Source organism: Rhizomicrobium sp. (assembly GCA_037200045.1).
Classification (GTDB): domain Bacteria; phylum Pseudomonadota; class Alphaproteobacteria; order Micropepsales; family Micropepsaceae; genus Rhizomicrobium.
This window is the reverse complement of record JBBCHM010000001.1, coordinates 825,837-838,558: the sequence shown is the minus strand read 5'-3', so window position 1 is coordinate 838,558 and position 12,722 is coordinate 825,837. Positions and strand designations below refer to the sequence as shown.

The 12,722-nt window shown below is 68.6% G+C and carries 6 protein-coding genes; 4 read left to right on the top strand and 2 right to left on the bottom strand.

Annotated features, from left to right (window positions below; all coding sequences use genetic code 11):
- The first annotated feature begins 120 nt into the window (after positions 1 to 120).
- The 4 genes from WDM86_03625 (at position 121) to WDM86_03610 (ending at position 8,500) form a co-directional block, all read left to right on the top strand.
- Positions 121 to 3,435 carry a transglutaminase family protein gene (locus WDM86_03625; GenBank protein MEI9989106.1) on the top strand — a complete coding sequence of 1,105 codons (3,315 nt, stop codon included), beginning with the start codon at positions 121 to 123 and terminating at the stop codon, positions 3,433 to 3,435.
- Positions 3,432 to 5,963, top strand: coding sequence for a circularly permuted type 2 ATP-grasp protein (locus WDM86_03620; protein MEI9989105.1), 2,532 nt, complete (start codon positions 3,432 to 3,434; stop codon positions 5,961 to 5,963). The genes WDM86_03625 and WDM86_03620 overlap by 4 nt, the downstream gene beginning before the upstream one ends.
- On the top strand, positions 5,963 to 6,847 hold the full coding sequence (locus tag WDM86_03615; GenBank protein ID MEI9989104.1) for a transglutaminase family protein: 885 nt from the start codon (positions 5,963 to 5,965) through the stop codon (positions 6,845 to 6,847). The genes WDM86_03620 and WDM86_03615 overlap by 1 nt, the downstream gene beginning before the upstream one ends.
- An 84-nt stretch (positions 6,848 to 6,931) precedes the next feature.
- Positions 6,932 to 8,500, top strand: coding sequence for a sulfotransferase (locus tag WDM86_03610; GenBank protein MEI9989103.1), 1,569 nt, complete (start codon positions 6,932 to 6,934; stop codon positions 8,498 to 8,500).
- Here the strand turns inward: WDM86_03610 and nagE are convergent.
- Both nagE and ptsP read right to left on the bottom strand, forming a co-directional pair.
- Positions 8,497 to 10,236 (bottom strand): N-acetylglucosamine-specific PTS transporter subunit IIBC, encoded by a 1,740-nt coding sequence (gene nagE, locus WDM86_03605; GenBank protein MEI9989102.1) that lies wholly within the window; start codon positions 10,234 to 10,236, stop codon positions 8,497 to 8,499. The two genes, WDM86_03610 and nagE, sit on opposite strands and share 4 nt — an antisense overlap.
- Complete coding sequence (ptsP, locus tag WDM86_03600) at positions 10,233 to 12,710, bottom strand: phosphoenolpyruvate--protein phosphotransferase (GenBank protein ID MEI9989101.1); 2,478 nt, start codon at positions 12,708 to 12,710, stop codon at positions 10,233 to 10,235. Before ptsP ends, nagE begins: the two co-directional genes overlap by 4 nt.
- Positions 12,711 to 12,722 lie beyond the last annotated feature (12 nt).

Below are 12,722 nucleotides of genomic sequence, written 5' to 3'. Positions count from 1 at the left end.
GACGAAATTCCGGGCAATGAGCCTCATAAAGCATCCACGGGCGGGCAATCCGCCGCCGTCCGTCGATGCGGCCATCCGGGATGGGTGGCGGGCCTTTCGCAGTTGCGGCAAGGTGGAGTCATGAGCATCCAGGTCGCCCTCTCCCATTCCACCCGCTACCGCTACGACAAGCCGATCACCCTCGGCCCACAGCTCGTCCGGCTGCGCCCCGCCCCGCATTGCCGCACCCCGATCCTGGCCTACAGCCTGAAGATCGGCCCCGAGCAGCACTTCCTCAACTGGCAGCAGGACCCGCAGTCCAACTGGCTGGCGCGGATCGTCGTGCCGGAGAAGACCGACCACCTGACGGTCACCGTCGACCTGACGGCGGAGATGAACGTCATCAACCCGTTCGACTTCTTCCTGGAGCCCGAGGCCGAGGTCTTTCCCTTCGCCTATGCGCCGGAAGTCCTGGAGGACCTCAAGCCCTTCTTCCAGAAGGCGGAGGTCGGGCCGCGCTTCGCGGCCTATCTCGCCGCCGTGCCGCGAATCGAAAAACCGACCACCGGCTTTCTGTTCGACCTGAACGCGCAGCTCCAGCGCGACATCAACTATCTGATCCGCATGGAGCCCGGCATCCAGACGCCGGACCACACGCTGGAGACCCGCGCCGGCTCATGCCGCGATTCCGCCTGGCTGCTGGTGCAGCTCCTGCGTCACCTCGGGCTCGCGGCGCGTTTTGCATCGGGCTACCTCATCCAGTTGAAGCCGGACCAGAAATCGCTCGACGGACCGTCCGGCGCCGAACAGGACTTCACCGATTTGCACGCCTGGTGCGAGGTCTATCTGCCGGGCGCCGGCTGGGTCGGACTCGATCCGACCTCCGGGCTGTTCGCCGGCGAAGGCCACATTCCCCTCGCCTGTGCCGCCAATCCGACCCACGCGGCGCCGATCAGCGGCGCCCTCGAAGACTGCGAGGTCAGCTTCGAGTTTGAGATGTCGATCAAGCGCGTCGTCGAGCCGCCGCGCGTGACCAAGCCCTATACCGACGACCAATGGCGCGCGATCGATCGGCTGGGCGACCGCATCGACACGCTGCTCCAGGACGGCGATGTGCGCCTCACCATGGGCGGCGAGCCGACCTTCGTCTCGATCGACGACATGGACGGCGCGGAATGGACCACGGCGGCGGTCGGTCCCACCAAACGCGGCCTGGCGGACACGCTGATCCGCAGGCTGCGCGACCGTTTCGCGCCGGGCGGCTTCCTGCATTACGGCCAGGGCAAGTGGTATCCGGGCGAGAGCCTGCCGCGCTGGGCCTTCGCGCTCTACTGGCGCGGCGACGGCGTGCCGCTGTGGCGCGACGCCGCCCGCATCGCGCGCGAGCGCGACAACTACAAGCCGACCGTCGAGGACGCACGCAATCTTGCGACCGGCATCGCACGGCGCCTCGACATCCATCCCGGCAATGCGATGGAGGCCTATGAGGACCCGTGGCACTACATCGGCAAGGAGCGGATGCTGCCGGTCAATGTCGATCCGCTGAATTCCAAGCTCGACGATCCGGAGATGCGCGCCCGCCTGGCGCGCGTGTTCGAGCGTGGCCTGGGCAAGCCGACCGGATTCGTGCTGCCGGTGCAGCGCTGGAACGCGGCGGACAAGCGGCGCTGGCGCTCCGAACGGTGGGCGACGCGCGCCGGCCGGCTCCAGCTTGTGCCGGGCGACTCGCCCCTCGGATACCGCCTGCCGCTCGAGGCTTTGCCCTGGCTGCCGGCGACGGCGCGACCCTTCGTGCCGCCGCCCGATCCGTTCGAGAAGCTGCCGCCGCTGCCCGAGCGCGACGATTACCGCCAGCCCTATCTCTCCGGCGGGTTGCGCGACGCGGCCTGGGAAGCGCGCCGCGCGCGCGTCGAACAGGAACCGCCGCTGGAAGGCGCCAGCGTCCGCACCGCGCTGACGGTGGAGCCGCGCGGCGGCCGCCTCAGCGTGTTCCTGCCGCCGACCGAAACCGCGGCGGACTATCTCGACCTGCTGTCGGCGGTCGAAGACGCGGCCGCCGAGCTTGGCGCGGCGATCCATGTCGAAGGCTATGGCCCGCCTTACGACCCGCGCATCAACGTCATCAAGGTGACGCCCGATCCCGGCGTCATCGAGGTCAACATCCATCCCGCGAAATCCTGGGACGACCAGGTCGCGATCACCGAGGCGCTTTACGAAGAGGCGCGGCTGACGCGGCTGGGCACCGAGAAGTTCATGCTCGACGGCCGCCACACCGGCACCGGCGGCGGCAATCACATCGTTCTCGGCGCGGCGACGCCGGCCGACAGCCCGTTCCTTCGGCGGCCCGATCTGCTGCGCAGCCTGATCGGCTATTGGCAGAACCATCCGTCGCTTTCCTATCTGTTCTCCGGCATGTTCATTGGGCCGACCAGCCAGGCGCCGCGCATCGACGAGGCGCGGCTGGATACGCTCTACGAGATGGAGATCGCCTTCGCGCAGGTGCCCGATCCGCAGACGGGCTATATCCCGCCCTGGCTGGTCGATCGCATCTTCCGCAACCTCCTGATCGACGTGACCGGCAACACCCATCGCACCGAGATCTGCATCGACAAACTCTATTCACCAGACGGACCCACGGGCCGCCTCGGCCTTGTCGAATTCCGCGGCTTCGAGATGCCGCCGCATCCCGAAATGAGCCTGGCGCAGGGCCTGCTGCTGCGCGCCCTCGTCGCGCGGTTCTGGCAGACGCCTTATCAGACCAAGCTGGTGCGCTGGGGCACGGCGTTGCACGACAGCTTCATGCTGCCGCATTTCGTATGGGCCGATTTCGCCGATGTGATCGCCGATCTGAACGCCAACGGCTTCGCCTTCGACGCGGACTGGTTCCGGCCCCATTGGGCCTTCCGCTTCCCGCTCGCCGGCAAGGTGCAGTATGGCGGCGTCGCCCTCGAACTGCGCCAGGCGCTGGAGCCTTGGAACGTCATGGGTGAGGAAGGAACGGTCGGCGGCACGGTACGTTTCGTGGACAGCTCGGTCGAACGATTGGAAGTGAAAGTGAAGGGACTGGTCGCCGGCCGCCACAAGATTCTCGTCAATGGCCGCGCCGTGCCGTTGAAGCCGATCGCGCTCGATGAAGCGGTCGGCGGGGTGCGTTTCCGCGCCTGGCAGCCAGTGAGCGCGCTGCATCCGACGATCCCCAGCCACGCGCCGCTGATCTGCGAAGTGTGGGACGGCTGGCGCAAGCGGTCCCTGGGCGGCTGCACCTATCACGTCGCCCATCCGGGCGGGCGCAATTACGTGACCTTTCCCGTCAACGGCTATGAAGCGGAAGGGCGCCGCCTGGCGCGCTTCGAGCCGTTCGGCTTCACCGGTGGCATCTTCGAGCCGCCGCCGGAGGACGCCAATACCGACTTTCCGCACACCCTCGACCTCAGGCGGGCCGCCAATCGCCGATGAGCCAGGTCGATGTCGCCTCCTCCGCCGAACCGGCCAGCCCGCCGCGCTATGACGAGTTGCGCGATGCGGCCGGCACGGTACGCCCCGCCTGGAAACCGCTGGCCGACGCGCTGACCGCGATGCCGCCGGAGGATTATGCGCGCCGTGGCGCCGCCGCCCAGGCCATGATCCGCGACAACGGCGTGACTTATAATGTGTACGACGATGCCGACGGCCAGGCGCGGCTGTGGCAGCTCGACATCGTGCCGTTCGTCATCGGCGCCGACGAATGGCGCGCGATCGAGGCCGCGGTTGTCCAGCGCGCGCATCTGAACAATCTCGTCCTCAAGGATATCTATGGGCCGCAAAAGTTGATGGCCGCCGGCCATCTGCCGCCGCATCTGGTGCTCGGCCATCCGCAGTTCCTGCGGCCGCTAGTCGGCCTGACGCCGCCGGGCGGCGTGCATGTGCATCTGTATTCCGCCGATCTCGCGCGCATGCCCGATGGTTCATGGCGCGTGCTGGCAAGCCGCGCCGACGCACCGAGCGGCATTGGCTATGCCCTGGAAAACCGCATCGTCGTCGGCGCGACGTTTTCCGATCTGTTCGACGACATGCATATCCGGCGGCTCGCCTCGTTCTTCAGCGCCTACCGCGAGCACATCCTCGCGCTGTCCCGGAACCGCAAAGGCCGCGCCGTCCTGCTGACGCCGGGGCCGCACAACGAAGCCTATTTCGAGCATGCCTATCTCGCGCACTATCTGGGCTTCACGCTGGTCGAAGGCGACGACCTGGCGGTGCGCGACGGACAGGTCTTCCTCAAGACGCTGATGGGGCTGGAGCGCGTCGCGGCGATCTTCCGGCGCGTCGATTCCGATTATTGCGATCCGCTAGAATTCCGCGGCGATTCCGCCATCGGCATTCCCGGTCTTGTCGACGCGGTGCGCGCCGGAAGCATCGTGCTCGCCAATGCCCTTGGCGGCGGCGTCATGGAATCGCCGGCGATGGACGCCTATCTGCCTGGCCTGGCGCGCGCCCTCCTCGGCGAAGAGCTCAAGATGCCCGATATCCCGACGGTGTGGTGCGGCACCGAATGGGGCCGCAAGGAGGCGTTGTCGCGGCTCGAACGCGTGGTCGTGCGCGACGCCTTCGATGCAAGGCCGCTGTTCTCGCGCCAGTCGAGCGCCCGGCTCGGCGCGGAACTGTCGCTGAGCGACATCGACACGCTGAAGGACCGTATCCGGCGACGCGGCGCCACCATCGTGACCCAGGACGCCGTGCCGCTCGGCCTTGCGCCGGTGTTCGAGGACGGTAAGTTCGGCACCAGGCCGGTGAACCTGCGCGTCTTCGCGGCCTGGACGCCGCAGGGCTATATCGCGATGCCGGGCGGCCTGGTACGCGTGGCGCAGGACGATCACGCGCGGTCGCTTTCGATCCAATCCGGCGCGGCGAGCAAGGACGTGTGGGTGCGCGGCCGCGAACCGGCCGATACGTTCAGCCTGCTCAAGGGCGACGGCGGCGCCATCGAGATCCGCCGCACCGGCGAGGCGCCGCCGAGCCGCGCGATGGACAATCTGTTCTGGCTGGGGCGCTACACAGAGCGCGCCGAACGCACGGTCCGCGTCCTGCGGGCGGTGACCGCGCGGCTGGGCGAGGACGCCGCGGTCGTGGCCGATACCGCCGACCGCTTCCTGTTTCGCGCCTCGCCGGCGGGCACCGCGGCCGTCCACGATGCCGCGTCGGGCGACGACGAAAAGCTGCTCGCCGAACTGCGTGCCCTGCTCTACGACCGCAATGCACCGGACGGCCTGCCGCGTCTTCTGGCACGCGTGCGGCGGACCGCCTGGGCGGCGCGCGATCGGCTGTCGCTCGACACCTGGCGCACCATCCGTTTCCTGACCGAAGAGGAAGCCTCGCCCGCCGAGCAGACCTTCGACGCGCCGGCGGCCCAGACCTATCTCGACCAACTCGTGCGCCGATCGGCGGCGTTTTCCGGCCTCTGCGCCGAGAACATGACGCGCGGACCGAACTGGCTGTTCGTCGATCTCGGCCGGCGCATCGAGCGTGGCACCGATCTGGCCTGGCTGGTGCGGCAGGCGGCCGGCGAGGCGACGGAAGCGGAAGTCCCGCGCATGCGCGCGGTGCTCGAAATCGCCGACAGCGCGATGACCTATCGTTCGCGCTATCTGAACCTGTTCGACATTCCTCCCTTCGTGGACCTGTTGCTGCTCGACGATAGCAACCCGCGCAGCCTGGCGTTCCAGCTCGAGGCGATCGCGCGCAATCTCAATCAGCTGCCGCGCATCACCCCGGTGCAGCGGCACGAAAGCGCGAACGCCATCGCCGCGGCGCTGCGCCTCGCGGTCGGCAGCGTCCATTCTCCCGTGCTGGCGCAGGCGGCTCAGACGGGGCGCCGCACGGCGCTGGCCGATTTCTCGACCAAGGTCGAAAGCACGCTGGCGCTTCTCACGGACACGATCGCCGACGCCTATTTTCAGCACACGACGCGTCGGCGCACCGGCGCGGCGCCCTGGCGCGAGGCCCTGTGATGGAATACGCGGTTCGGCATCGCACGACCTATCGCTACCTGCAGAGCGTGTCCTATTCCTGCCACCTGGCCCATCTGACCCCCCGAGAGACGCCGACGCAGCGCGTCGCCGCCAGCGCATTGAAGATCTCGCTGCCGCCGGCCCGGCGCTATACGGTGACCGACGTCTTCGGCAACAAGACCGAATGGTTCGCCATCGATCAGGCACACTCCGTGCTGCAGGTCGAAACGCAGAGCCGGGTCGGCGTCGGCCCGATCGCGGCGCCCGCCGCCGAGGGCAGCCTGCCCTGGGAGCAGGTTCGGACGAGCTTGGGATACACGCCGGACGCAGCGGCGCGCGATGCCATCCAGTTTCTGTTCGACTCGCCGCTGACGGCGGCGCGCGACGAGATCGCGATCTATGCCGCGGCGAGCTTCCCGCGCGGCCGACCGATCCTGGCCGGCGCGCTCGACCTGATGAGTCGCATCCACAAGGACTTCCAGTACGACACCACCGTGACCGACGCGACCACGCCGGTCGACCGCGTTTTCCAGATCCATTCGGGGGTCTGCCAGGACCTGGCGCATGTCGGGATCGCCTGCTTGCGCTCCATCGGTCTGGCCGGCCGCTATGTCAGCGGTTATCTGCTGACCAAGCCGCCGCCGGGCCAGAAACGCCTGTTGGGCGCCGATGCCAGCCATGCCTGGTTCTCGGTATGGGCGCCGCCATTCGGCTGGATCGATCTCGACCCCACCAACGACATGCGCTGCGGCGAGGGCCATGTCACGCTCGCCTGGGGCCGCGACTATAGCGACGTCGCGCCGCTCAACGGCATCGTCACCGGCGGCGGCGATCACATCGTCGAAGTCGGCGTCGATGTCGTGCCGATCGGCCCAGCAGTCTGACGCAAATGCCGGCGGAAAACGCCCACGCGCGGATGTTTCGGCGACGCGGACGAACGATTAGGATTGCCGCGACGAGGATAAGCCGTGGCGCCAACACAGACGGAAACCGAGCGGCTGGCAGCCGCGCGGAAAAACTACGAAGCGGCGGTCGGCTTGCACCGGGCGGGCGAGCTCGCCGAGGCGGAGCGGCACTATGAGGCGGTGCGCCAAGCCTTTCCGCGCCATCCCGGAGTCCTGCACGGTCTGGGATTGATCCGTCTACGGACCAAAAGGCCAGAAGAGGCCGTGGCCTATCTGGCGGAGGCGGCCGCCGCGGCTCCGCAGAACGGCGCGATCCAAAGCGATCTCGGCAGCGCATATCTCGTCCTGGGACGCTATGGCGATGCGGCGCGCAGCTTCGAGGCCGCGATAAAATACCGGCCCGGCGACGCGCAGGCGCTGTTGGGGCTCGGCGACGCTCTGAGCGTACTTGGCCGGGTCGACGCGGCCCGGTCCGCGTTCGAAAGGGTTTTGGCGGCCGATGCCAAGAACGCCACGGCGCATTTCGGCCTGGGCAGCCTCGCGGCACAGACCGGAGAGACGGCGGAAGCGCGGCTGGCGTTCGAGCGTGCCATCGCCTGCGCGCCAAAAAACGCCGCCTATCATCGCGCCCTGGCCGAAACAGCTCGCTTCGTTGTCGGCGATACGCGCCTGCCCGCGCTGGAAGCCTTGGCGCGCGAAGGACCGAGTCTGGGCGACGCCCAGAACGTCGAACTGCATTTCGCGCTGGCCAAGGCCTATGACGATCTGGCTCGCTACGACGAGGCGTTCGAGCAGATGCGCGCCGGCAATGCGCTCAAGCGGACGCTGATATCCTACGACGAGACGTCGGTCGCGGAGTTCTTCACGGCAATAGCGGCGGCGTTCTCTCCCGCCCTGGTGCGAAGCAGGGCCGGCGCCGGCGATCTTTCGGACGCGCCGGTGTTCGTGGTCGGGATGCCGCGCTCCGGCTCCACGCTGGTCGAGCAGATCCTCGCCAGCCATCCGGACGTGTATGGCGCCGGTGAGCTATTGGTCATGAACGATCTGATCGCCGATCTGCCGGATTATCCGTCCGGGATCGCTGCGGTTTCGGACGCTGCACTGCGAAAGTTCGGGCGGCGCTATATCGAGCACATGCGGGCGCTGGCGCCCGGCGCGAAGCGAATCGTCGACAAGCTGCCGGCGAATTTCCGCCACCTGGGGACGATCCATCTCGCGCTGCCGAATGCGAAGATCGTGCATGTGCGACGCGATCCGATGGACACATGCCTCTCATGCTATTCCAAGCTGTTCCTCGGCGGACTGAACTTCGCCTACGACCTCGGTGAATTGGGGCGCTATCACAAGATGTACGAGGTACTGACGGCGCATTGGCATGGTGTGTTGCCGGAGCGTGTGCTGCTCGACGTCCAATACGAGACGCTGGTCGACGACTTCGAAGCACAGGCGCGCAGGATCGTCGCGTTCTGTGGGCTGGACTGGGACGCGCGGTGCCTGGATTTCTCCAGGACCGAACGGCCGGTGCGGACGCTCAGCCAGTCGCAGGTGCGCCAGCCGCTGTTCGCCAGTTCCATCGGGCGGTGGCGGCACTATGAGAAGCATCTGGGTCCGCTGATCGCGGCGCTGCGTTAGGCGGCGAGTTCGCCGCGCAATTTCACCGCGACGGCGTCGGCGCCGGGTCCGATGACGAGGTGGATGCTCCCGGCCACGGGACTCACGACGCCGCGCACGCCCAGAGCTCGCAGCACGGCTTCGTCGATGTCCTCGCCGCTGGCGACGGTCACGCGCAGGCGGCTCGAACAGGTTTCGACCTTGAGCACATTCGCGGGTCCGCCGAGCGCGCGCAGCAAGGCGCGCGTGTCGCCGATTTGCGGCGCCGCCACGGTCGATGGCGGCGTGGCCACGACGATGGACGCTGGCGCACCGCGCGGCGCGGTCGGTACGGCAGCGCGGATTTCTCCGGCGACCTGATCGGCGATCGGGCCGAGCACGACCTGCAGCGCGTTGGCCGACGGACGCACGATGCCGCGGGCGCCCAGCGCCTTCAGGGCCTTCTCGTCGGCGGCTTGGCCGTCAGCGAGGACGAGGCGCAAACGTGTGGTGCAGGCGTCGACACTGACGAGGTTGTCCGCGCCGCCCAGCGCGATGACATAGGCCTCACCGCGCGAGGTCGCGGCCGGCGCGGCGGTTGGCGCCTCGGTTTCCTCCTCGCGGCCCGGCGTCTTCAGGTTGAACGCGCGGATCGAAAGGCTGAAGAGTCCATAATAGAGCGCGAAATAGACCAGGCCGACGGGGAGCAGCCATAGAGGCCGAGTCGCCTTGCCGAAATTGATCACATAGTCAAATAGCCCGGCGGAGAAACCGAAGCCGAGCCGCACGCCCAGAAGGTTCATGATCACCATCGCCGCGCCGGTCAGGACGGCGTGGATCGCGTAGAGCAACGGCGCCAGGAACATGAAGGTGAATTCGATCGGCTCGGTCACGCCGGTCAGGAACGCCGTCAGCGCCATCGACAGCAGCATGCCGCCGACTTCCTGGCGCCGCGACGGCAGCGCGGCGCGGTACATCGCGAGGCACGCGGCGGGCAGGCCGAACATCATCACCGGGAAGAAGCCGCTCATGAACTTGCCGGCCTCGGGATCGCCGGCGAAGAAGCGCTTCAAATCGCCGGTCGTGCCGTGAAAGTCGCCGACGATGAACCAGGCGAGGTTATTGAGGATGTGGTGCAGGCCGGTGACGATGAGCAGCCGGTTCAGCACGCCGTAAGCGAAAAGGCCGATGTCTCCGGCGCCGAGGATGGCGTGGCTGAGGCCGTCCATGCCGTCGTTGATCGTCGCGTAGCCGAAGCCGATCAGCGCGGCCAGCACGACGCCGGCGGCGCCGGAGGCGATCGGGATGAAACGGCGGCCGCCGAAGAAGGCGAGGAATTCGGGAAGCTTGATGTCGCGGTACTTGTTGTAGAGCCAGCCGGCGATCAGGCCCGAGGCGATGCCGGCCGGCACGCTGAGCTTGGCGATGGCGGCGGCCTTGAACGCATCGGCGGCGAGCGCCTGCGCCGTCGCGGGGATGCCGGCAAGCGCGGTTGGCGGCACGGCGATCAGGACCTGCGCGCCCTTGGTGGCGACGAGGAAGCCGACCGCGCCGGCCAGGCCGGCGGCGCCATGGTTCTCCCGCGCCAGGCCGACGGCGATGCCGATGGCGAAGAGAAGCCCCAGATTGGAGAAGATGGCGTCGCCGGCCGACGCGATGAACGCGATGTTCAGCAGGTCGGGCTGGCCGAGGCGCAGCAGAAGGCCGGCGGCGGGCAGTACCGCGATCGGCAGCATCAGCGCGCGGCCCAGCGGCTGGAGTCGTTCGACGAGGTTCATGGCTGTGCTCCCGTCTCGGGAAGATAGGTGGCGGCGACGGCGCGCACCGCCTCCGGCGAGTCCTGCTTCAGCGCTTCGGCGGCGGCGATGCGGCATTGTTCGATGTCGAGGGCGCGGATGGTTTCCTTCAGCCGCGCGACGGCGCCGGCCGGCATGGAAAGCTCGCGCACGCCGAGCCCGATCAGCAGAGAGGCGGAGAGCGGATCGCCGGCCAGACCGCCGCACACCGCAACCGGCCTGTCCTGCGTGGAGGCGCCCGCCACGGCCTGGGCGATCAGCGACAGGACGGCGGGATGGAAGGCATCAATCCGCGGGGCGAGTTGGGCATGGCCGCGATCCATCGCGAGCGTGTATTGCGTGAGATCGTTGGTGCCGATGGAGAAGAAATCGGTCTCGCGGGCGAACCGGGCGGCGATGACCGCCGAGGCGGGAGTCTCGATCATGATGCCGAGTTCGATCCCGGGCGGCGCGCCCATCTCACTAAGCATGGCGCGGACGGCGCGCAATTCGCTCAGCGAAGCGATCATTGGCAGCATGATGCGGGGCGTGGGCGTCACGCGCAGGATGGCGGCGAGCTGGGTCTTCAGAAGATCGCTGCGCCACAGCGCGGCCCGGATGCCGCGCAGGCCAAGCGCCGGATTTTCCTCGGCGGGCATCGGCAGATACGGCAACGGCTTGTCGCCGCCGATGTCGAAGGTGCGGATCTTGAACGGCCTGCCGTCCAGAGCCCGCGCGATGGATTGGTAGACGGCGGCCTGCTCGTCCTCCGACGGCGGCGTGTCGCGGTCGAGGAAGAGAAATTCGGTGCGCAGCAGGCCGCAGCCTTCGGCGCCGGCAGCGATCGCCGCCGCCGCTTCTTCGGCACCGGCACCGAGATTCGCGACGACCGCGATGCGCGTGCCATCGGCGGTGCGGCAGTCTTGGAAAGCGCGTGTCCGCGCGGAGGAGTCGCGGGCGGCACGCTCGGCGATGGCGGCGCCGGCGCGATCGAGCTGCGCGGCGTCGGGGTCGATATGCAGAAGGCCCGCTTCGGTGTCGAGCAGCAGCGTGGTGCCGTCGGCGATGGCAAGCACGCCCGCGCCGGCGCCGACCAGCGCGGGCACGTTCATGCCGGCCGCGATGATCGCGACATGCGAGGTGGGACCGCCGCCGGCGGTGACGAATCCGCCGATGACGCCGAGCCCCGCGAGTTCGGACGGCAGCAACTCGTCGGCGAGAAGGATGGTGTCGGGCGCGAGCGCCCTGCCCTCCGCGCCGGCGTCGCCCTGCAGCGCCGCCAGGACCTGGCGTTCCAGGTCGACGAGATCGCCGACCCGCTCGCGCAGGCGCGAATCCTCGGCGGCGCGGAAGGCATCCGCATAGCCGCGGATGGCCTGGCGCCAGGCGAAGGCGGCGCTCCTGTCGTCGTCGATGGCGGCGTGGACCTGGCGGAGCAACTCGGGATCGTCGAGCAGCGCGAGATGCGCGCCCAGTATCTCGCGGCGCTGGCGGTTGCCGGCGGCGGCGAGGCGGTCGAGACGCGCGCGGACGGCGGCAAGCGCGTCGGCCAGCGCGGTGCATTCCTGCACGGCGCCTTGGCCATCTTCGCTGACGGCAAATTCGGCGGCCCGCATTTGCAAGGCCTTGCCGATGACGAGGCCCGGCGCGCCGCAGACGCCGCGCAGCGTGTTGGGCGGAAGATCGGGCGCCGGCGGAGCGGCGGCGAGCGCTGGCGGCGGTGGAAGTTCGGGGGCTTCTTCGATGCCGCACTCGATCAGCTCGGCGAGTGACACGACGGCGGCTTGCGCATCGGGACCGCGCGCCGCGACGACGACGGACTCGTCCCGGGCGACGCCCAGCGACATCAATGCCGCGATGCTCTTGGCGTTGACGCGGCGGGCGCGGGCGGAGAGTTCGATCTCCGACGTGAAGCCTCTGGCGGCGGCGGAAATCTGCGCGGCGGGACGCGCATGGATGCCGTGCGCGAGACGCACGACGACCTCGCGCGTCGCCTCGACCGGCGCGGCGACGGATTGCTCGGTCAGCGGGCGCAGCTCCATCAGGAATTCGCCGAGACCGGTCTCGCGGCCGGTGCTGCGGCGGATGATGGCGAAGGCGTCGCCGTTGGTGACGACCACCGGCGAGATCAGGCTCTTGGCGTGGGTCGCGAGAAAGTCGAGATCGAAGGCGATCAGCGGATCGCCGGTGCGCACCATCGCGCCTTCGCGGACATGGGTGATGAAGCCCTGGCCGTGCAGCGCCACGGTCTCCAGGCCGACATGGATCAGGATCTCGGCGCCGTTGGCGGCCCGCAGCGTCACGGCATGGCGCGCGAGCGCGATGACGAGGCCGTCGCAGGGCGCGTGCACCGCGGCCCCGGTCGGATCGATGGCGAGGCCGTCGCCCAGGATGCGCTCGGCGAAAACCGGATCGGGCACCTCGTCCAGCGGCGCCACCCATCCTTTGATCGGCGCGACAAGCGTGAGATTGGACATGCGTCCCTTCTT